This is a genomic window from Cellulomonas sp. Leaf395 (assembly GCF_001424125.1).
Taxonomy (GTDB): domain Bacteria; phylum Actinomycetota; class Actinomycetes; order Actinomycetales; family Cellulomonadaceae; genus Cellulomonas.
This window is the reverse complement of record NZ_LMQI01000002.1, coordinates 666,426-686,795: the sequence shown is the minus strand read 5'-3', so window position 1 is coordinate 686,795 and position 20,370 is coordinate 666,426. Positions and strand designations below refer to the sequence as shown.

Annotated in this window: 23 protein-coding genes; 12 read left to right on the top strand and 11 right to left on the bottom strand. The window is 71.6% G+C overall.

The genetic code is table 11. The features are described 5' to 3' along the window. Positions 1 to 21 precede the first annotated feature (21 nt). The 8 genes from ASG23_RS07410 to ASG23_RS07375 all read left to right on the top strand — a co-directional run bounded on the left by ASG23_RS07410 (position 22) and on the right by ASG23_RS07375 (position 8,394). A complete protein-coding gene (locus tag ASG23_RS07410) occupies positions 22 to 609 on the top strand; it encodes a pyridoxamine 5'-phosphate oxidase family protein (protein ID WP_056022348.1) in 588 nt (195 codons plus the stop codon). Positions 610 to 855: 246 nt separating this feature from the next. Then, the gene (locus tag ASG23_RS07405) at positions 856 to 2,700 is read left to right on the top strand and encodes an acetolactate synthase large subunit (protein ID WP_056022345.1); all 1,845 of its coding nucleotides are present in this window, start codon (positions 856 to 858) and stop codon (positions 2,698 to 2,700) included. Positions 2,701 to 2,703: 3 nt separating this feature from the next. Continuing rightward, positions 2,704 to 3,228 carry an acetolactate synthase small subunit gene (gene ilvN, locus ASG23_RS07400; RefSeq protein WP_056022342.1) on the top strand — a complete coding sequence of 175 codons (525 nt, stop codon included), beginning with the start codon at positions 2,704 to 2,706 and terminating at the stop codon, positions 3,226 to 3,228. A gap of 54 nt (positions 3,229 to 3,282) precedes the next feature. After that, complete coding sequence (ilvC, locus tag ASG23_RS07395) at positions 3,283 to 4,311, top strand: ketol-acid reductoisomerase (RefSeq protein ID WP_056022339.1); 1,029 nt, start codon at positions 3,283 to 3,285, stop codon at positions 4,309 to 4,311. A gap of 165 nt (positions 4,312 to 4,476) precedes the next feature. Continuing rightward, the gene (locus ASG23_RS07390; protein WP_056022336.1) at positions 4,477 to 5,031 is read left to right on the top strand and encodes an ASCH domain-containing protein; all 555 of its coding nucleotides are present in this window, start codon (positions 4,477 to 4,479) and stop codon (positions 5,029 to 5,031) included. A 62-nt stretch (positions 5,032 to 5,093) separates the two neighbouring features. Next, complete coding sequence (locus ASG23_RS07385) at positions 5,094 to 6,167, top strand: 3-isopropylmalate dehydrogenase (RefSeq protein ID WP_056022333.1); 1,074 nt, start codon at positions 5,094 to 5,096, stop codon at positions 6,165 to 6,167. A 95-nt stretch (positions 6,168 to 6,262) separates the two neighbouring features. After that, positions 6,263 to 7,372, top strand: coding sequence for a branched-chain amino acid aminotransferase (locus ASG23_RS07380; protein WP_056022326.1), 1,110 nt, complete (start codon positions 6,263 to 6,265; stop codon positions 7,370 to 7,372). After that, positions 7,372 to 8,394 (top strand): serine hydrolase domain-containing protein, encoded by a 1,023-nt coding sequence (locus tag ASG23_RS07375; protein ID WP_056022323.1) that lies wholly within the window; start codon positions 7,372 to 7,374, stop codon positions 8,392 to 8,394. Before ASG23_RS07380 ends, ASG23_RS07375 begins: the two co-directional genes overlap by 1 nt. Positions 8,395 to 8,400: 6 nt before the next feature. On the opposite strand, the gene ASG23_RS07370 is transcribed toward ASG23_RS07375, so the two are convergent. Beyond that, positions 8,401 to 8,994 (bottom strand): hypothetical protein, encoded by a 594-nt coding sequence (locus ASG23_RS07370; protein WP_235520928.1) that lies wholly within the window; start codon positions 8,992 to 8,994, stop codon positions 8,401 to 8,403. Positions 8,995 to 9,352: 358 nt separating this feature from the next. On the opposite strand from ASG23_RS07370, the gene cimA reads away from it, so the two are divergent. The 3 genes from cimA (at position 9,353) to ASG23_RS07355 (ending at position 12,991) form a co-directional block, all read left to right on the top strand. Beyond that, positions 9,353 to 10,975 (top strand): citramalate synthase, encoded by a 1,623-nt coding sequence (gene cimA, locus ASG23_RS07365; protein ID WP_056022317.1) that lies wholly within the window; start codon positions 9,353 to 9,355, stop codon positions 10,973 to 10,975. Positions 10,976 to 11,064: 89 nt separating this feature from the next. After that, positions 11,065 to 11,910 carry a sensor domain-containing protein gene (locus ASG23_RS07360; protein ID WP_056022314.1) on the top strand — a complete coding sequence of 282 codons (846 nt, stop codon included), beginning with the start codon at positions 11,065 to 11,067 and terminating at the stop codon, positions 11,908 to 11,910. 22 nt (positions 11,911 to 11,932) lie between these two features. After that, the gene (locus tag ASG23_RS07355; protein WP_056022311.1) at positions 11,933 to 12,991 is read left to right on the top strand and encodes a lipoate--protein ligase family protein; all 1,059 of its coding nucleotides are present in this window, start codon (positions 11,933 to 11,935) and stop codon (positions 12,989 to 12,991) included. A gap of 2 nt (positions 12,992 to 12,993) precedes the next feature. On the opposite strand, the gene ASG23_RS07350 is transcribed toward ASG23_RS07355, so the two are convergent. The 7 genes from ASG23_RS07350 to ybaK form a co-directional block, all read right to left on the bottom strand. After that, a complete protein-coding gene (locus ASG23_RS07350) occupies positions 12,994 to 13,299 on the bottom strand; it encodes a YidH family protein (RefSeq protein ID WP_056022309.1) in 306 nt (101 codons plus the stop codon). After that, positions 13,296 to 13,661 carry a YidH family protein gene (locus tag ASG23_RS07345; RefSeq protein WP_056022305.1) on the bottom strand — a complete coding sequence of 122 codons (366 nt, stop codon included), beginning with the start codon at positions 13,659 to 13,661 and terminating at the stop codon, positions 13,296 to 13,298. The genes ASG23_RS07350 and ASG23_RS07345 overlap by 4 nt, the downstream gene beginning before the upstream one ends. A 24-nt stretch (positions 13,662 to 13,685) precedes the next feature. Next, positions 13,686 to 14,120, bottom strand: a complete 435-nt coding sequence (locus tag ASG23_RS07340; protein ID WP_056022302.1) for a hypothetical protein — start codon at positions 14,118 to 14,120, stop codon at positions 13,686 to 13,688. Beyond that, positions 14,107 to 14,301 (bottom strand): helix-turn-helix transcriptional regulator, encoded by a 195-nt coding sequence (locus ASG23_RS07335; protein ID WP_056022299.1) that lies wholly within the window; start codon positions 14,299 to 14,301, stop codon positions 14,107 to 14,109. The genes ASG23_RS07340 and ASG23_RS07335 overlap by 14 nt, the downstream gene beginning before the upstream one ends. Then, a complete protein-coding gene (locus ASG23_RS07330) occupies positions 14,298 to 15,101 on the bottom strand; it encodes a CPBP family intramembrane glutamic endopeptidase (protein WP_056022296.1) in 804 nt (267 codons plus the stop codon). The genes ASG23_RS07335 and ASG23_RS07330 overlap by 4 nt, the downstream gene beginning before the upstream one ends. A 248-nt stretch (positions 15,102 to 15,349) precedes the next feature. After that, positions 15,350 to 16,054 (bottom strand): YggS family pyridoxal phosphate-dependent enzyme, encoded by a 705-nt coding sequence (locus ASG23_RS07325; protein ID WP_056022293.1) that lies wholly within the window; start codon positions 16,052 to 16,054, stop codon positions 15,350 to 15,352. Next, positions 16,051 to 16,551, bottom strand: coding sequence for a Cys-tRNA(Pro) deacylase (gene ybaK, locus ASG23_RS07320; RefSeq protein ID WP_056022290.1), 501 nt, complete (start codon positions 16,549 to 16,551; stop codon positions 16,051 to 16,053). Before ybaK ends, ASG23_RS07325 begins: the two co-directional genes overlap by 4 nt. A 75-nt stretch (positions 16,552 to 16,626) precedes the next feature. Here ybaK and ASG23_RS07315 point away from each other — a divergent pair, with 75 nt between their 5' ends. Then, complete coding sequence (locus ASG23_RS07315) at positions 16,627 to 17,025, top strand: YccF domain-containing protein (protein WP_056022287.1); 399 nt, start codon at positions 16,627 to 16,629, stop codon at positions 17,023 to 17,025. Between the two features lie 26 nt (positions 17,026 to 17,051). Here ASG23_RS07315 and ASG23_RS07310 read toward each other — a convergent pair whose 3' ends face one another. Genes ASG23_RS07310 through ASG23_RS07300 form a run of 3 tightly spaced genes read right to left on the bottom strand, consistent with a single transcriptional unit; the run spans position 17,052 to position 20,316 of the window. Further along, a complete protein-coding gene (locus ASG23_RS07310) occupies positions 17,052 to 17,312 on the bottom strand; it encodes a hypothetical protein (protein WP_056022284.1) in 261 nt (86 codons plus the stop codon). 28 nt (positions 17,313 to 17,340) lie between these two features. Further along, on the bottom strand, positions 17,341 to 17,733 hold the full coding sequence (locus ASG23_RS07305) for an MmcQ/YjbR family DNA-binding protein (RefSeq protein ID WP_056022281.1): 393 nt from the start codon (positions 17,731 to 17,733) through the stop codon (positions 17,341 to 17,343). Positions 17,734 to 17,742: 9 nt separating this feature from the next. Then, positions 17,743 to 20,316 carry a DEAD/DEAH box helicase gene (locus ASG23_RS07300; RefSeq protein ID WP_056022278.1) on the bottom strand — a complete coding sequence of 858 codons (2,574 nt, stop codon included), beginning with the start codon at positions 20,314 to 20,316 and terminating at the stop codon, positions 17,743 to 17,745. Between the last annotated feature and the right edge of the window lie 54 nt (positions 20,317 to 20,370).

Sequence of the window (20,370 nt, the reverse complement as noted above, 5' to 3'; positions counted from 1 at the left end):
CCGAGGAAGAGGTGGTCGACGATGGGCAAGGTCCACGAAGGGATCGACGAGAAGCTCCGCGCGTTCATCGACGCACAGCCGATGTTCTTCGTCGCGACCGCACCGAGCGGGCCTGACGGGCACGTGAACGTCTCGCCGAAGGGCATCGCCGGGTCGTTCGTGGTGCTCGACGAGCACACGGTGGCGTACCTCGACCTGACCGCGAGCGGCGCCGAGACCATCGCCCACCTGCGCGACGACGGCCGGATCACGCTCATGTTCTGCGCGTTCCAGGGGCCGCCCAACATCGTCCGGCTGTACGGCCGCGGCCGGTTCGTGACGCTGTACGACGAGGGATTCGACCAGCTCGCCGCGCTGTTCCCGGAGACCCGTGGCGCCCGCGCGGTCATCGTCGTCGACGTCGACCGGGTCTCGGACTCCTGCGGGTACGGCGTGCCGCTCATGACCCTGGAGGGGGAGCGTGACCTGCTGCCGCCGCACATGGAGCGCAAGGGCGTCGAGGGTCAGGCGGCCTACCGGCGGCTCAAGAACCGGACGAGCATCGACGGCCTCCCGGCGTTCGACATGGACCCTGTGCCCGACTCGGAGTCCGTCCACACTGTCCACTAGGTGATCCCGTAAACCACCATGTGAGATTGGCGTCCGGCGGCGTGACACATCGGAAACCTGGGCGTAGTCTCCACCGGGTGCAGACGATCCTTCTCGTAGTACTTCCTGAGCGCGCCGGCTAGAGGCCTCCCGCACAGGCCCCGTCAGCGCGCTCGCCCCTCGTCCAGCCCGTACGTGGCTCGAGGGGTTTTTTCATGCTCAGGCAGCAACCACGCACGACCAGAAGCTCGACCCAGGGAGACATCGATGGTCCAGGGCCCTCACCCGGCACCGCCGCGAACGCCCACGCCCACCGCCGCACGCGTCTCGGTTCCCGCCGCGACGGCGAGCGCGATCGGGCCCGAGCAGGTCACCGGCGCGCAGTCGATCGTCCGCTCGCTCGAGGAGGCCGGCGTCGACGTCGTCTTCGGCATCCCCGGTGGCGCGATCCTGCCCACCTACGACCCGCTGATGGACTCCACCCGCGTCCGCCACATCCTGGTCCGGCACGAGCAGGGCGGTGGCCACGCGGCCGCCGGCTACGCCGCCGCGACCGGGCGGGTGGGCGTCTGCATGGCGACGTCCGGTCCGGGCGCGACGAACCTCGTCACCCCGATCGCCGACGCGCACATGGACTCGGTGCCCCTGGTCGCGATCACCGGCCAGGTGGCCGCGTCCATGATCGGCACGGACGCGTTCCAGGAGGCCGACATCGTCGGCATCACGCTGCCGGTGACCAAGCACAACTACCTGGTGACCGACCCCGACGACATCCCGCGCGTCATCGCCGAGGCGTTCCACATCGCCTCGACCGGCCGGCCCGGCCCGGTGCTCGTCGACATCGCCAAGTCCGCGATGGTCTCCCGCACGACGTTCTCGTGGCCGCAGGAGCTCGACCTGCCCGGCTACCACCCGGTGACCAAGCCGCACGCCAAGCAGATCCGCGAGGCCGCCCGGCTCATCGCGACGTCGCGCCGTCCGGTGTTCTACGTGGGCGGCGGAGTCATCCGTGCCCGCGCGGCGGCCGAGCTGCGGGCGCTGACCGAGGCGGCCGGGGCGCCCGTCGTGACCACCCTGATGGCCCGCGGCGCGCTGCCCGACTCGCACCCGCAGAACCTCGGGATGCCCGGCATGCACGGCACCGTGGCCGCCGTCGCCGCCCTGCAGAAGGCCGACCTGGTGGTCGCCCTCGGCGCCCGGTTCGACGACCGCGTGACGGGTCAGCTGTCGAGCTTCGCGCCCAACGCGACGATCGTGCACGCGGACATCGACCCGGCCGAGATCGGCAAGAACCGCACGGTCGACGTGCCGATCGTCGGTGACCTCAAGGAGGTCATGGCGGACCTGCTGCCCGAGCTCGCCCGCGAGCACACGCAGCACGGCAAGCCGGACCTCGAGGAGTGGTGGCGCCAGCTGGACGACTGGCGCTCGACGTTCCCGCTCGGGTTCGACGAGCCGGCCGACGGCCACCTGGCACCGCAGCACGTCATCCAGCGGATCGGCGAGCTGTCCGGGCCGGAGTCGATCTTCGCCGCGGGCGTGGGCCAGCACCAGATGTGGGCCGCGCAGTTCATCAAGTACCAGCGGCCCAACTCCTGGCTGAACTCCGGGGGCCTGGGCACCATGGGCTACGCGGTGCCTGCCGCGATGGGCGCCAAGGTCGGTGACCCGTCGCGGACCGTGTGGGCGATCGACGGCGACGGCTGCTTCCAGATGACCAACCAGGAGCTGGCCACCTGCACGATCAACGAGATCCCGATCAAGGTCGCGATCATCAACAACTCGTCGCTCGGCATGGTGCGCCAGTGGCAGACCCTGTTCTACGAGTCCCGCTACTCCAACACCGACCTCAACACCGGCCACGGCACGGTGCGCATCCCCGACTTCGTGAAGATGGCGGACGCGTACGGCTGTGCCGGGCTGCGCTGCGAGACCGTCGGTGACGTCGACGCCACCATCAAGCGGGCGCTCGAGATCAACGACCAGCCCGTGGTCATCGACTTCACCGTGTCGCGCGACGCCATGGTGTGGCCGATGGTCGCCGCCGGCGTCTCCAACGACGACATCCAGTACGCGCGCGGGATCAGCCCCGCGTGGGACCGGGAGGACTGAGCCATGTCCCGTCACACCTTGTCGGTCCTCGTCGAGAACAAGCCCGGCGTGCTCACGCGCGTCGCCGGCCTGTTCGCGCGGCGGTCGTTCAACATCCACTCGCTCGCGGTCGGTCCCACCGAGCACGACGAGATCTCCCGCATCACGGTCGTCGTCGACGTCGACGCCCTGCCGCTGGAGCAGGTCACCAAGCAGCTGAACAAGCTGATCAACGTCATCAAGATCGTCGAGCTGGAGGACGCCGCGTCCGTCCAGCGCGAGCTGCTGCTGGTGAAGGTCAAGGCCGACGCCACGCAGCGCACCGGTGTCCTCGAGGTGGTGCACCTGTTCCGTGCGCACGTCGTCGACGTCGTGCCGGACACCGTCGTCATCGAGGCGACCGGCGGACCGGGCAAGCTCGACGCCCTGCTCGCCGCCCTGGAGCCGTTCGGCATCCGGGAGATCGTGCAGTCCGGCACCGTGGCCATCGGCCGCGGGTCGCGCTCGATCACCGACCGCGCCCTCGAGCGCGTCAACCGCAGCGCCTGAACTCCCTGTTTCCACCCTTTTCGCACGCAGAACCACACACCGAGGAGACCCATCGTGGCCGAGCTGTTCTACGACGACGACGCCGACCTGTCGATCATCGCCAACAAGAAGGTCGCCGTCGTCGGCTACGGCAGCCAGGGGCACGCGCACAGCCTCAACCTGCGCGACTCCGGCGTCGACGTGACCGTCGGCCTGCGCGAGGGCTCCGCGTCCCGTGCCAAGGCCGAGAACCAGGGCCTCAAGGTCGCCTCGGTGGCCGACGCGGTCCGCGAGGCCGACGTCGTCGTCATCCTGGCCCCCGACCAGGTGCAGCGCATCGTCTACCGCGACGAGATCGAGCCCAACCTCAAGGACGGCGCCGCGCTCGTCTTCGGCCACGGCTTCAACATCCGCTTCGGCTACATCAAGCCCGCCGCGGGTCACGACGTGCTCATGGTCGCCCCCAAGGGCCCGGGTCACCTGGTCCGTCGCGAGTACGTCGACGGGCGCGGCGTACCCGTCATCGTCGCCGTCGAGCAGGACGCGTCGGGCTCCGCGTGGGACCTCGCGCTGTCCTACGCCAAGGCGATCGGTGGCCTGCGCGCCGCCGGCATCAAGACGACGTTCACCGAGGAGACCGAGACCGACCTGTTCGGTGAGCAGGCCGTCCTGTGCGGTGGCGTCTCGCAGCTCATCCAGTACGGCTTCGAGACCCTGACCGAGGCCGGCTACCAGCCCGAGGTCGCGTACTTCGAGGTCTTGCACGAGCTCAAACTGATCGTCGACCTCATCTTCGAGGGCGGCATCACCAAGCAGCGCTGGTCCGTGTCGGACACCGCCGAGTACGGCGACTACGTGTCCGGCCCGCGCGTCATCACGCCCGACGTGAAGGCGAACATGCAGGCGGTCCTCGCAGACATCCAGAACGGTGCCTTCGCCGAGCGCTTCATCAACGACCAGGACGCCGGCGCGCCGGAGTTCAAGGAGCTGCGCGAGAAGGGCCAGAACCACCCGATCGAGCCCGTGGGCCGCGAGCTGCGCAAGCTGTTCGCCTGGGTCAAGCCCTCGGAGACCGACTACGTCGAGGGCTCGGCGGCGCGCTGACACACCCTCACCACCGAACGGCACCGCCGGGCATCCCGCCCGCGGTGCCGTTCGTTCGTCCGGCGAACCCGACACCGGCGCACAGCGATACCTGGGTTCTGCGGTCCGTCGTGCCGCCCACCTGGACGTACGCAAGGATGGGCCGACGACGACGGAAGGACGACGATGACCGACCAGCAGGTGGAACCGCCGGAGCACGGCGTCGAGGGCGCGGTCGAGGACGAGCGGATCGCGGCGTTCTGGCAGGCCGCCCGCGGGCACGTCGGGATGGGCAAGCTGGACAGCGTCGTCGGTGGGACGCCCGAGGACGTGGTTCCCCCGCCGTCGTGGTCCTACGGGGACGACGCCGAGGCGGAGGAGCTGCTGGCCCGGGTGCTCGACGGGCGCAAGACGGCCACGGCGCTGGCGGTCGCCGAGCTGGCGCAGGTGGGGCTCGAGGTCCCGCGGGTGGGGGACCTGTCGATCGTCGTCGACAGCGCCGGTGACCCCCGGGCGCTGCTGCGCGCGACCGAGGTCGAGGTGGTCCCGTTCGACCAGGTGACCGCGGAGCACGCGTCGGCAGAGGCCGAGGGCGACGGCTCCCTGGGGTCCTGGCGGGCCCAGCACGAGCAGTCCTGGCGGCGGGTGCTGGGGGAGGCGTTCTCACCGTCGCTCGACGTGATGCTCGAGCGGTTCGAGCTGATCTACCCGACGGTCGGTCCGACCCCCGCGGTCGACTGACCTCTCGTTCCGCAGGGTGAGACATCCGTCCCGACCGGTGGGACGGGGTTTACGCTCGTCCCATGGTCGACACCACCGCTGCCCGGGACATCCGCCTCGCCGTCGTCGCCGGTGACGGCATCGGTACGGAGGTCGTCGAGCAGGGTCTGCTGGCACTGGACACGGTGCTCGACACCGCGACCGGTGGCGCGGTCACCATCTCCACGACGGACTTCGACCTGGGCGCCCGCCGCTGGCACGCGACCGGCGAGACCCTCACGGACACGGACCTCGAGGCCATCCGCGCGCACGACGCCATCCTGCTCGGCGCCATCGGGGACCCGAGCGTGCCGTCCGGGGTGCTCGAGCGCGGGCTGCTGCTCAAGCTGCGCTTCGCGCTGGACCACTACGTCAACCTGCGCCCCAGCCGGCTCTACCCGGGCGTGGCCTCGCCGCTGGGCAACCCGGGCGAGATCGACTTCGTGGTCGTCCGCGAGGGCACCGAGGGCCCGTACGTGGGCAACGGCGGCGCCATCCGCGTGGGCACCCCGCACGAGGTGGCCAACGAGGTCAGCGTGAACACGGCGTTCGGCGTCGAGCGCGTGGTCCGCGACGCCTTCGCGCGTGCCGCGGTCCGTCCGCGCAAGAAGCTCACGCTCGTGCACAAGCACAACGTGCTCGTGCACGCCGGCCACCTGTGGCGCCGCACGGTCGAGGCCGTGAACGCCGAGTTCCCCGACGTGACGGTCGACTACCTGCACGTGGACGCGGCGACCATCTTCCTGGTCACCAACCCGGCACGGTTCGACGTCATCGTCACCGACAACCTGTTCGGCGACATCCTCACGGACCTCGCCGCCGCCATCACCGGCGGCATCGGGCTCGCGGCGTCGGCCAACATCAACCCGGACCGCACGGCGCCCAGCATGTTCGAGCCGGTGCACGGCTCCGCGCCGGACATCGCCGGTCAGGGCAAGGCGGACCCCACCGCGACCGTGCTGTCGGTCGCGCTGCTGCTGGAGCACCTGGGCCTGACGGCCGAGGCCGCCCGCGTCGAGAAGGCCGTCGCCGACGACATCGCCGACCGGGGCGCGACCGAGCGAGTACGGTCGACGGCCGAGGTGGGCAAGGACCTCGCCGCGCGCATCGCCGGCTGATCCATCTCCTGCGCGTGCCCCTGCGCCCGCCCCGGATACCACCCGGCCGTCCTCACCGGTACCGTCAAACCTGACTCTGGTGAAAGGCCCCGCACATGAGCACCACGACCCACCCCACGTCTGTCGACACCTTCGAGATCACTAGGACCGACACCCCCGTGCCCGACGCGCAGCGCGAGGCAGCGCTGGCGTCGCCGAAGTTCGGCACCGTGTTCACCGAGCACATGGCTCGCATCTCGTACTCGAACGAGGACGGCTGGACGGGCCGGCGCGTCGAGAAGTACGGACCGCTGCTCATGGACCCGGCGACGGCCGTCCTGCACTACGGCCAGGAGATCTTCGAGGGCATGAAGGCGTACCGCCACGCCGACGGCTCGGTGTGGACGTTCCGTCCGCGGGACAACGCGGCCCGGTTCACGCGCTCGGCCCGACGACTGGCGCTGCCCGAGCTGCCGGAGGCGGACTTCCTCGGCGCCATCGAGGCGCTCGTCGCGACGGACATCGCCTGGGTGCCGTCGGGCGAGGAGACGAGCCTCTACCTGCGCCCGTTCATGTACGCCTCCGAGACGTTCCTGGGCGTGCGGCCCACGCTTGAGGCGGAGTTCCTCGTCATCGCGTCGCCGGTCGGGCCGTACTTCGCCGGTGGCGTGCGACCGGTGTCCATCTGGGTGGACCAGGAGTACCACCGCGCGGGTGCCGGCGGCACGGGTGCCGCCAAGTGCGGTGGCAACTACGCCGCGAGCCTCCTCCCGCAGCAGCTGGCCTACGCCAAGGGCTTCGAGCAGGTCTGCTTCCTCGACGCGTCGACCAACACGCAGATCGAGGAGCTCGGCGGGATGAACGTGTTCATCGTGCACGCCGACGGCAGCGTGGCCACGCCGCCGGTGTCCGGCTCGATCCTCGAGGGCGTGACGCGCTCGTCGATCCTGCGGCTCCTGACGGACGCGGGCCACGAGGTGTCCGAGCGCCAGATCCCGTTGACGGAGCTCCGCCAGGGTCTCGCCGACGGGTCGGTGCGCGAGGTGTTCGCCTGCGGCACGGCCGCTGTCATGACGCCCATCGGTCGGCTGGCCAGCGACGACTTCGACCTCACGGTCGGCGACGGGAACGCCGGCCCGGTGACCACCCGCATCCGCGCGGAGCTCACCGACATCCAGTACGGCCGCGCGACCGACCGCCACGGCTGGCTCCACCGGCTCGTGTGATGTCTCGCGCTGCGGACGCCCACCTGCTCGCGGACGTGGACCGCGTCGCGGCCGAGAACCACTTCGCGGGGGTGGTGCGGGTGGACCGCGCCGGGACGACGGAGCTCTCGGCCGCGTACGGCCTGGCCGACCGGCGCCACGGCATCCCCATGACGCCGGACTCGCAGCTGGGCATCGCGAGCGGGTCCAAGGGCATGACCGCGCTCGCCGTGATGAGCCTGGTCGAGGAGGGGACGCTCTCGCTCGGCACCACCGCCCGGTCGCTGCTAGGGACGGACCTGCCGCTGATCGCCGACGACGTGACGGTCGAGCACCTCCTGGCGCACACGGCGGGCATCGGTGACTACCTCGACGAGGACGACGACACCCCGATCAGCGCGTACGCCATGACCGTCCCGGTGCACGAGCTGGACAGCACCGAGCAGTTCCTGCGCGTCCTCGACGGGTTCCCGACGGCGTTCCCGGCGGGGGACCGGTTCTTCTACTGCAACGGCGGGTTCGTGGTGCTGGCGCTGCTGGCGGAGCGCGCGTCCGGGGTGGCGTTCCACGACCTGGTCCGCGACCGGGTGTGCCGCCCGGCGGGCCTCGTCGACACCGACTTCCTGCGGTCGGACGCCCTCCCCGGCCGCGCCGCGCTGGGGTACGTCGAGATGGACGGGCAGTGGCGCACCAACGTGTTCCACCTGCCGGTGCTCGGCAACGGCGACGGCGGCATCTACACGACCGGTGCCGACGTGCACCGGTTCTGGACCGCGCTGTTCGCCGGCGCGATCGTCAGCGCGGACAGCGTCGCCCAGATGGTGCGGCCGCGCAGCACAGCGCCGGAGGACCCGCGGCGGTACGGGCTGGGGTTCTGGGTGCACCCCACCCGCGACGTCGTCGAGCTCGAGGGCTACGACGCGGGTGCGTCGTTCCTGAGCCTGCACGACCCGGCCGACGGGCTGACCGTGACGGTCGCGGGGACGACCGCGGAGGCCGCGTGGCCGCTGGCTCGTCTGCTCCAGGAGCGGCTGGTCGACTGAGCAGGCTCAGTCGATCGGCGTCCCGGGGCGCAGCGTGCGGCTCAGCACGCCGACCAGGAGCGACCAGATCGCGATGCCGATGAGCGCGTTCACGATGCCCGCGGAGATCGCCGACTCGAGCTCGTCGGTCCAGGTGAGCGGCAGGAGCGCGGCCGTGAGGGTGCCGAGGAACATGATCCAGCCGAAGAACGCCTTGGGCTTCGGGGTGGTGAGCACGAGCAGGTGCAGCAGCCCGCCCGCGAGCACCGCGAGGACCGCGGCGCCGATCACGTAGGCGGCCCCGGTCGAGTCGGTGCCGAAGATGTCCTGGACGGCGAGCTCGATGTTGAGGATCTGGTCGATGATCACGACACCGACCAGACCGACGAGGGCCGCCACCAGGGCCGTCGCGACGACCCCGGCCCAGAAGCGTCCGGGGTCCACCGACGGGTCCGCCGGGCGGGTGGGTGCGGGTGCCGGTGCGGGCTGGACCGGCACCGCGGCGGGCTGCAGGGCTGCCGGGTAGACGGCGGTGGGCTCCGGCACAGGGACCGGCGGCGGGGGCGGCGTGGAGTGTGGGTAGGCGGACTGGCGCTCGGGAGGGGGAGTGGGGGTGGTCATGGCTGCCTCCTGGTAGGTCGACCGACCTGCGCGCCGCCGGTGACGACACGCAGCAACGCTAGCGAACAGGACATCAGCCCGCGCGGACTCGCCCTGACCGGCCCGTCCAAGGGGTGGAATGCGTGACCTCGGATGGTGACGTGTGCCACCATGCACGGGTGACCCGCTCCTCCCTCATTATCGAGTAGCGCGTCGGCCCACCAGCTGACGCGCAGACCTCCCGTACCCCGGGGGGTCTTTTTGTTGGTCGGAGCACCACCCCCGCCCCGACTACCGTCGACTGCACCGGCACACCCCCGCCGGCGGATCGTTCTCCGCAGTAAGACGTTGCCCGTCCCAGCACCGAAGAGAGCTCATCGTGCCCGTCCCCGTCAGCACGCCGTTCCAGGTCTACGACACGACCCTGCGCGACGGCGCCCAGCAGGAGGGGATGAACCTCTCCGTCGCCGACAAGCTGGCCATCGCGCCGCTGCTCGACGAGCTCGGCGTCGGCTTCATCGAGGGGGGCTGGCCGGGCGCGGTGCCCAAGGACACCGAGTTCTTCAAGCGGGCCGCCAAGGAGCTCGACTTCCGCAACGCGGAGCTGGCCGCGTTCGGCAGCACCCGCAAGGCGGGGACGCGCGCGGTCGACGACCCGCAGGTCCGCGCACTCGTCGACTCCGAGGCGCCCGTCGTCGCGATCGTCGCCAAGCACGACCTGCGGCACGCGGAGCGCGCGCTGCGGACCACGGGCGAGGAGAACATCGCGATGATCGCGGACACCGTCGCGTTCCTGGTGCGTGAGGGGCGCCGGGTGGTGGTCGACGCGGAGCACTTCTTCGACGGCTACCGGTTCGATCCCGCGTACTCCCGGGCCGCGGTGCTCGCCGGGTTCGAGGCGGGCGCCGAGGTGGTCGCCCTCTGCGACACCAACGGCGGCATGGTCCCCGCCTGGATCGCGGACATCGTGCACGAGATCCGCGGAGCGGTCGGTACCGACGCCGTCCTCGGCATCCACACGCACAACGACTCCGGCTGCGCGGTCGCCAACACGCTCGCCGCCGTCGAGGCGGGGTGCTCGCACGTCCAGGGCACGGTCAACGGGTACGGCGAGCGCACCGGGAACGCCGATCTGCTGTCCATCGTCGCCAACCTCCAGCTCAAGTACGGGCTGCCGGTGCTCAAGGTGAGCGACGGGCTGCCCGGTGGTCTGCCGGAGCTGACCCGGATCGCCCACGCCATCAGCGAGATCACGAACATCTCGCCGTTCGCCCGCTCGCCGTACGTGGGCGGCAGCGCGTTCGCGCACAAGGCGGGAATCCACGCCTCCGCCATCAAGGTGGATCCCGACCTCTACCAGCACATCGACCCCGCCGCCGTGGGCAACGACATGCGGATGCTGATCTCCGACATGGCCGGCCGCGCGTCGATCGAGCTGAAGGGCCGGGAGCTGGGATTCGACCTGGCCGGTCGCCCCGAGCTGCTGGGCCGGGTCACGGACCGCGTCAAGGACGCCGAGGCCAACGGGTACACGTACGAGGCGGCGGACGCGTCGTTCGAGCTCCTCCTGCTCGAGGAGATCGACGGCCATCGGCCGCAGTACTTCCGGGTCGAGTCGTGGCGGACCATCGTCGAGCGCAGCGGCGGGCGGGGCACTCCCGCGACGGCCGAGGCGACCGTCAAGCTGCACGCCGGCGGGGAGCGCGTCGTCAGCACGGGGGAGGGCAACGGTCCGGTCAACGCCCTCGACCATGCCCTGCGGCAGGCGCTGGTCCGGGTGTACCCCGAGCTCGAGACGTTCGAGCTCATCGACTTCAAGGTGCGCATCCTCGACTCCATGCACGGCACCGACGCCGTCACGCGTGTGCTGATCGAGATGACCGACGGTCAGCGCTCCTGGAGCACCGTCGGCGTCGGCCCCAACCTGCTCGAGGCATCGTGGGAGGCCCTCACGGACTCCGCGATCTGGGGCCTGCGCCACAACGGTGTGACGCCTCGCTGAACTTCATCCCTGCGGGCTCGACCGTCGCGGCTTAGCCTCGGGGTACCCGGCCGCCCCAGCGCGGCCGCCGACGTGCGGAGGGAGCGGTCGTGTCCGGCAGTGCGCCGTCGCCCGGCCCGGGCCCGGGTCGGTCTCGTGCCGGCTGGTGGTGGCTGCTCGTCGCGGTCCTCGCGATCGCCCTGGTCACCGCCCTCGTCGCGCAGCCGTGGGCACCGGTGGAGACCGAGCCGACGCCGACAGTCACCGTCGTCCAGCCGACCGCGGCGCCGAGCACGGCGCCCAGCACGGCGTCGCCGTCGGTCCCGCCCCCCGGGTCGGACGCGATGTTCGACGCGACGACGGCACCCACCCTGTTCGTCTCGTCGGCGGAGCTGCTCACGGACGTCCCGGCTGCCGAGCCCGAGGTGCAGCAGCGGATCACCTCCGGACAGCTGCCCTGGGGACTGCCGACGGGCTCGACGGTCGATCCGCCGCAGTGCACGGTCGCGGTCACCGTCGTCGCCACCCCGCCACCGTGGTTCGACGCACTGATGTGGGGCAACGACGCGATGTCCTTCGAGCAGGAGGTCGTCCTCCTGGCGGACCCGGCTGCGGCGCGCGAGGCGTTCCGTGCCCTGGTGACCGCCGTCGACGCCTGCCCCGAGTACAGCCAGGTGAACCCGGACATCGACGGGGCCACCTGGACGGCCGAGCCCGCGATCGAGGGGCAGGGCGTCTACCCGTCGATCGTGCAGGAGATCACGCACTCCGCCGAGGGGAGCGAGGTCCCGGGGTACCGAGGACACATGCTCGTCGGCAACACCATCGTGACGTGGACGGCGGAGGCGCTCGGTGCCCGTGACCGGGAGGCGGCGCTGGCGACCCTGGGCGACGCCGCCAGCCTGTCCGCGATGGTCCAGGACCGCGCGCAGTCGGCGGTGCAGTCGCTCGGCTGACGCAGCCGCCTACGCTTGCGGCGTGCACGGTGAGTACAAGGTCCCCGGCGGCAAGCTCGTCGCGGTCGACCTCGACGTGGTGGACGGGCTGCTGACGGGCGTGAGCGTCAGCGGCGACTTCTTCCTCGAGCCCGACGAGGCGCTCGCGGTGCTGTCGTCGGCCCTCGACGGGCTGCCCCGGGACACCCCGGTCAGCCGGCTCGCCGACGCCGTGACCGCGGCGCTCGTCCACGAGGACCAACCGGTGACGATGGTCGGGTTCGACGCTCACGCGGTGGCGGTCGCGGTGCGGCGCGCCCTCGGGTACTCCACGGGCTGGGGGGACCACACGTTCGAGCTGATCCACCCCGGGCCGCTGCCTCCCGCCGTGCACACCGCGCTCGACCAGGTGCTCACCGAGGAGCTGGGGGCAGGGCGCCGCGGTCCCACCCTGCGGTTCTGGGAGTGGGTCGAGCCCGCGGTGATCATCGGGTCGTTCCAGTCGCTGCGCAACGAGGTGGACCTCGAAGCGGCGGAGCGCCACGGCATCACGGTGGTCCGGCGGATCTCCGGCGGCGGCGCGATGTTCATGGAGGCCGGCAACTGCATCACGTTCTCGCTGGTGGTACCCGCGTCGTTGGTGGACGGGATGACGTTCGAGGCCTCCTACGCGTTCCTCAACCAGTGGGTGCTGGGCGCGCTCGCGGACGTCGGGGTCCACGCGTTCACCAGCGGGCTCAACGACATCGCGTCCCCGGCGGGCAAGCTGGCGGGCTCGGCACAGAAGCGGATGGTCGGCGGTGCCGTGCTGCACCACGTGACCATGTCCTACGACATCGACGCGGACAAGATGCTCGATGTCCTGCGCATCGGCCGCGAGAAGCTGTCGGACAAGGGGACGGCGAGCGCGAACAAGCGGGTCGACCCGGTGCGCTCGCAGACCCAGCTGCCACGCGAGGCCGTCATCGCTGCGTTCGCCGCCCACTTCCGCGACCGGTACCCGACGGTCGACGGCGAGCTGCGACCCGAGGAGCTCGCCCGCGCGACCGAGTTGATGCGGACCAAGTTCACCGACCCGGCGTGGACCGCGCGGGTGCCCTGACCTCAGGGCCCGTGCAGCACCACGAACGCGACGGCGGCGACGCCGATCACGAGCATGCCCGCGGTGCTGGCCGCCACGAGCCGCCCGCCCGGGGGGAGCGCACCGTCGACCAGGTGCCTCCGGTGCGAGACGGTCGCCAGCGCGACGGACACGATCAGGGCGGTCACCGCGAGGCTCCACGCGGCCGGGCCGACGAACTCCTGCAGCAGGTGCGCAGCCGCGACGCCGCCACCGGTGAGACCGATGGCCGTGCGCCGCCACGCCAGGTGCGTGCGCTCGGCCGCGAGCGTGGGCGGCGGCTCGGTCACGCCACGGCCAGACCGACGAGGAGCAGGCCACCGGCGACGCAGACGCCGACGACCAGCAGGCCGAACGCCGACGGCGCCGGGAGCGACGTGCCCTGCCGGACGGCCCGTTCGGCCCGGGCCCAGCTGATCCAGGCCAGGGCGGGGGCCAGCACGCCTAGCGCGACGAGCACCACCGCGGCGGCGAACCGCAGGTCCGACTGCACCGGCAGGTTGAGCGCCTCCAGCGCGACGCCGCCGGCCAGCAGGGCCAGCGAGGTCCGGATCCACGCGAGGAACGTCCGCTCGTTGGCCAGCGAGAACCGCGCGTCCGGGTTGGTCCCCGTGCCGTAGACCCACCGGGGGAACCGGCGCTCGTCGCTCATGGGCTCATCCTGCCGTGCGAGGGGTCAGGTCCGCCGCGACAGCAGGATGAACGCTCCGACGAGCACCGCGATGAGGACGGCCTCGATGGCGCCGATGACGACGAAGCCGTCGGCGCCGAGCGCCACCGCCGCGAGCCCGATCGCGTGGGCGCCGAACGCGACCAAACCCACCCAGGCCAAGGACGCGGTGAGGATCGTGTTGTCCCGCTCGTCGGCGGTGCCCAGGAGCACGCGGCTGAACCCGCCGTCGACGGACGGGCCTCGACGCTTGGCGCGCCAGCGGACGACGATCGCGAGCGCGGTCACGGCGAGCCCGCCGACGAGGGCGCCTGCGGCGGTGTCCGGCTCACCCGCCAGCGTGAACACGAGCCACATGATGCCGACGGCGACGAGACCGCAGCCGACGGCGACGAGGAAGCGGCGGTCGGACAGCCCGCGTCGGGGCTCAGACGTCGTCATGGAAGATCTCCTCGATCGTCGTGCGGAAGTAGCGGGCCACCGCGAACGCCAGCGGCAGCGAGGGGTCGTATCGGCCGTTCTCCAGGGAGTTCACGGTCTGGCGCGATACGCCGAGGGCCTCGGCGAGGGCTGCCTGCGAGAGTCCGGCCTCCTCGCGCAGCAGGCGGATGTCGTTCCTCATCGGGCATCGGCGAGGGCGGGCGCCCGGGCGGGTGCCGGCCGGTCGAGCAGGAGCCGGAGGTCGATGAGCACGTGCACCACCATCGGGAGGAGAAGGCTGCCCGTCGTCAGGTACAGCTGGGTCAGGACGGCGCCGACAGCACCGGTGGTGAGCATGCCGAGCCGGCCCTGGTACCAGTGCGCGATGCCGAAGAGCACCGCGGCCACGGCGACGACGGCGCCGTGCGCGAGGTCGGGGACCGCCAGCGTCAGGGCGAGGACGAGCAGGCCACGGTAGGTGATCTCCTCGGTGACGCCGGCCGAGAGGGACAACCCTGCCCACCCGCGGCGAGCGCCCGGGGTCGTGGGCATCAGGATGTCGATCGCGCTGCTCTGCAGCGGGGACCTGCCGGGCAACCAGCGCCGGACGAGAGCGAGCGCGCCGCCGGCGAGGGCGAGTCCGACGATGGCGCCGACGACCATCCCGGCGGCGTCGTCACGTCCGGCGTCCGGCAGCAGCTCGCCCACGTCGGGCAGACGCAGGCCGAGGTCCGCGAGCCCGGTCCCGGGCAGGACCATCACCACCGCGACGGCGAGGGCGCCGATGAGCCAGCCCTGCCACGTCCAGCTGCGGTAGAAGCGGCGTCGGACCGCGTCCTGCTCCGCGTCGTCCGCGGCCGCTGCCAGGTCGGTGACCAGCTCGGAGTACTGGCGGCGACCGAGCACCGGCTCGACGACGACGAGCGCAGCGACCGCGAGGACGATCATCAGCGTCGTGATGGTGGGGACCTGCAGGTCCCGCAAGGAGTCGAGGGTGTTCACGGGAACCTCCGATGACAAGCGTGCTTGACGTGACAAGGATGCTTGACAGGGAAACCCGGTGTCAAGCGACCTTGTCATGGAGGCGTGTATCAGCGCGTGCTCGCGACGCTCCTGATGCACATGGACCTCGACCTGGACCGCCAGCTGCGCCGACTCACCGTCCTGCGCGCCCGCGAGCTCGCCGTCGTGCGCCACCGCACCCCCGGTGCCGTCGCGCGCACCGCCCAGGTGGTGCTGCTGCGCGGCGGCTACCTAGGGCGAGCCCCGAAGACCGCGCTGCCGACGCGTACCAGCGTCGCGCCCTCCGCGACGGCCAGCTCCAGGTCGCCGCTCATGCCCATGGACAGCTCGGTCGCGGTCTGAGTGCCCGCTGCGACGAGCTCGTCCCGCAGCGACCGCAGGAGGGCGTAGCCGGACCGTACGACGGAGGTGTCGTCGGAACGCGCACCGATCGTCATCAGGCCGGCCACCCGCAGGCCGGGGAGCGCTGCGACCGCTCCCGCGAGGGCGACCGCCTCGTCCGGTGCGACCCCGTGCTTGGTCTCCTCGCCGGACACGTTCACCTGCACGTAGACGTCCAGAGGCTCGGTCGCCCGCGCCGAGAGCCGATCCGCCAGGTCCAGCGACTCCACCGACTCGATGCACGACGCCCAGCGCAGGGCGGCGTTGACCTTGTTGGACTGCAGCGGCCCGATCAGGTGCACCGTCGCCAGCCCGGCGAGCTCGGGTCCCTTGGCGACGAGCTCCTGCACGCGGTTCTCACCGACGAGCACGGCGGTAAGTGTCGGGTCGTCGGCCCTGGCCCGGGCGTCGGCCGCGAGCGCCTCGCGGACCAGGTCGACCGACTGCGTCTTGGTCGCCAGGAGCAGTCGGACGTCCGCGGGGTCCCGACCGGCGTCGAGCGCGGCCTGGGCGACGCGGCGGCGGACGTCGGCCAGGCGCTCGGCGATCACGGGTCGGACCGGGCGATGTTCGCGACGGTCGCCGACGTGAGCCGGACCAGGTCGTCGGGGGAGAGCTCGACGTCGAGCCCGCGTCGACCGCCGGAGACCAGGACCGTGTCGAAGAGCCACGCCGTCTCGTCCACCACCGTGGGGTGCGGGGACCGCTGACCGAGCGGGGAGATGCCCCCGACGACGTACCCCGTGGCGCGCTCCGCGTCCGGCTTGGGCGCCATCGAGGCGCGCTTGCCCCCGACCGCCTGCGCGAGCGCCTTGAGGTCCAGCTGCCCGGTCACCGGCACGACCGCGACGGTGAGCGTGCCGTCCACCACCGTCATCAGCGTCTTGAACACCTGCTCCGGGGGGACGCCCAGGGCGGCGGCCGCCTCGAGCCCGTACCCGAGGGTGCCCGCCGGGTCGTGCGCGTACGCGTGCGCGGTGTGCGGGACACCGGCGACGGACAGCGCGACCAGCGCCGGGGTGCCGGCAGGCGCGTGCTCCTTCTTCACCACGGAGCAACGATAGGGCGGGATCAGGGTCCTCCCGGATACCGTCCGCGACCGCCCGGGGTGCAGGCTGGGCGGGTGAAGACCCTGCTCAACATCATCTGGCTCGTGCTCGCCGGCTTCTGGCTCGCCCTGGGGTACGTGCTCGCCGGCATCATCTGCTGCATCCTCATCATCACGATCCCGTTCGGGATCGCGTCGTTCCGGATGGCCAGCTACGCGTTGTGGCCGTTCGGGCGGACCGTCGTGGACAAGCCGACGGCGGGCGCGTTCTCGGTCATCGGCAACATCATCTGGGTGATCGTCGCCGGGTGGTGGCTGGCGCTCGCGCACATCATCACGGGCATCCTCGAGGCGATCACGATCATCGGCATCCCGCTGGCCCTGGCCAACTGGAAGATGGTGCCCATCTCGCTGTTCCCGCTGGGCAAGCAGATCGTCCCGGCCGACCGGATGATGGCGGCGTACGGGCAATAACCTTCGGCCCTCCGGGCAGCGACCCGCTACTGACCGGTGATCAGGACGATCAGCAGGTAGATCAGCGTCCCGGCGGCGACCCCCGTGCTGGCCGCGAACCAGGTGGCCGGGTTCTTGCCCCGCGCCTGGAGCACCATCGCGATGACCACCAGGATCACCGCCGCGGCGATCGTGAGGATGCCGAGAACCCAGATCGCGGAGACCAGCGCCGCGACCAGGCAGATCAGGAACACGAACTTCGGCGACCTCGTGCGGCGGACGGGCGCGTCTACAGGCTCGGTGCTCATGCGCGAACGGTAACCCGAGACACGCGTCTCAGTCGGGTCCGTCCGGGTGGCTCGCCAGCCAGGCCTTCGCCACCCGCTTCGGTGCCTGCGCGAGCCACGCCTCCACCACCAGGTCCTGGAGCTCGTCGGTGTCCATCGCGTCGAGCCGCGCGAGGACCGCGGGGTAGCCGTCGAAGTGGGGAGTCACGAAGTAGACGTCCGGGAGGCGCGCGAGCAGCTCCTCCTTGGCGTCGAGGTCGGGCACGCGGGCGCCGAGGATCGGTCCGTCGGGGGCCGACGCGCCCAGCGCCTGGTGGTCGGCCGCGCGCAGCGGCCGGTCCCAGACGAGCGGCTTCTTCCCGACCCGCCAGCTGCGCTCGGGCTGCTCGGAGGTCTCGGGCAGCGCCGCCACCGCAGCCCGCACGTCGTCCCACGTGGCCATACCGCCAACTTACGTGAGGTGTCCCAGGGGTCCCACGGCCACGATCCGCAGCTGCACCTCGCCGGTCTCGTCGGAGCCGGCCAGGTCGACGGCCGCGTCGATCCGCCAGTCGTGGTCGCCCTCGGGGTCGTCGAGCAGCTGTCGGACCTGCCACGTCCCTCGGCCGGGCGTCACCTGGAACAGCGCCGGGCCGCGGGCGGGCGCTCCCGTGAGGATCTCGTCGTGGTCGTCGTAGAACGGGTCCAGCGCGGTCCGCCAGCGGTCGGCATCCCACGGGTCGCCGTCGGCGTCGAGGTCACCCAGCTGTGCGAGGCCCCCGTAGAACTCCCGCGCGGCCAGCTCCACCCGGCGGAAGAGCGCACCGCGGACCAGCGCCCGGAAGACGCGGGGGTTGGCGGTGATCGGCTCGGGCACGTCCTCGTCGATCCCGCCGGGGGCGTCGGCGCCGTGCTCGTCGAGCGGGTTGCTCAGCCGCTCCCACTCGTCGAGCAGGCTGGAGTCCGTGCGCCGGACCAGGTCGCCCAGCCACTCGATGATCTCCCACAGCTCCTCGGTGCGGGCCTCCTCGGGGACCGTCTGGCGCAGGGCGCGGTAGGCGTCGGCGAGGTAGCGCAGCAGGACGCCCTCGGTGCGGTCCAGCTGGTAGTAGGCGACGTACTCCGCGAAGCTCATCGCCCGCTCGTGCATGTCCCGGACCACGGACTTGGGGGACAGTGCCAGGTCCGCGACCCACGGGTTGGTCTGCCGGTAGGTGACGAACATGGCCTCCAGCAGCTCCGCGAGCGGCTTGGGGTAGCCGACGTCCTCGAGGAGGGCCATGCGCTGGTCGTACTCCAGACCGTCGGACTTCATCTGGGCGACGGCCTCGCCGCGGGCCTTGTTCTCCTGCGCGGACAGGACCTGGCGGGGGTCGTCGAGCGTGGCCTCGATGACCGAGACGACGTCGTGCGCGTAGGCAGGGTCCTCACGGTCGAGCAGGTCGAGCGCCGCGTACGCGAACGGGGACAGCGCCTGGTTGAGCGCGAAGTTCGGGGCAAGCTCCGCCGTGAGCTGCACCGCCCGCCGTCGGCCGTGCGGGGCGGTCGGGTCCTCGACCCAGGGACGCTCGACCACGCCGGCGGCGCGCAGCGAGCGGTACACCGCGATCGCGCGCCGGACGTGCTTGCCCTGGGCCCCGACGGGCTCGTGGTTGTCGGTCAGGAGCTTCGTCATCGCCGCGACCGGATCGGTGCCGTTGGCCTGACGCGCGAGCACGTGCAGCACCATGGCGTGCGACACGGCGAAGCTGCTGGTCAGCGGCTCGGGCGGGGCGTCCCTCAGACGCTCGAACGTGGAGTCGGTCCAGTTGACCTGCCCCTCGGGCGCCTTCTTGCGGATGATCTTCTTCAGCTTGCGCGGGTCGTCGCCCGCCTTCTCCAGCAGCTTGCGGTTCTCGATCACGTGCTCCGGCGCCAGGATGATGACCTCGCCCACGGTGTCGAACCCCGCCCGCCCGGCACGCCCGGAGATCTGGTGGAACTCGCGCGCGGACAGGTGCCGCATGCGGACGCCGTCGTACTTCACGAGGCTGGTCAGCAGCACCGTGCGGATGGGTACGTTGATGCCGACGCCGAGCGTGTCCGTGCCGCACACCACCGGCAGCAGCCCCCGCTGCGTCAGCCGCTCGACGACGCGGCGGTACTTGGGCAGCATGCCCGCGTGGTGCACGCCGACCCCGTGCCGCAGCAGCCGGTTGAGCGTGCGCCCGAAGCCCGGACCGAAGCGGAACCCCGCGATCTCGTCGGCGATCCGGTCCCGCTGCTCGCGGCTGGCCAGGGGCGTCGACATGAGCGACTGCGCCCGCTCGACGGCCTCCTTCTGCGTGAAGTGCACGACGTAGACCGGGGCGCGACGGGTCTTCACCAGCTCGTCGAGGAGCTCGTGCAGCGGCTCGATCGCGTAGGAGAACGTCAGCGGAACCGGCCGCTCGGCATTGGCGATGACCGCGACGGGCTCGTGCGTCCGCCGGGTCAGATCCTCCGCGAAGAAGCCGACGTCGCCGAGCGTGGCTGACATGAGCACGAACTGGACCTTCGTGAGCTCGAGCAGCGGCACCTGCCACGCCCAGCCGCGCTGCGGGTCGGCGTAGAAGTGGAACTCGTCCATGACCACCTGGCCCACGTCGGCGTCGTCGCCGTCGCGCAGGGCCACGTTGGCCAGGATCTCCGCAGTGCAGCAGATGATCGGGGCGCCCGGGTTGACCGCCGAGTCGCCCGTCATCATCCCGACGTTGGCTGAGCCGAACGCCTCGACGAGCGCGAAGAACTTCTCGCTGACCAGCGCCTTGAGCGGGGCCGTGTAGTAGGTCCGTCGACCCTGCGCGAGCGCCACGAAGTGCGCAGCCACGGCGACGAGCGACTTCCCGGAACCGGTCGGCGTCGACAGGATCACGTGCGCCCCCGTGACCAGCTCGAGCAGCGCCTCGTCCTGGTGGGGGTACAGCGCGAGCCCCTGGTCGGTCGCCCAGTCGGTGAACGCCTCGTACAGCGCGTCGGGGTCGGTGGGATCTGCGGGGATGCGGTCGGCCAGGGTGAGGGTGCTCATCGTGCGTCGATGGTCCCACGGGCCTCGCGTCTAGGGTGTGGGCCGTGAGCGAGC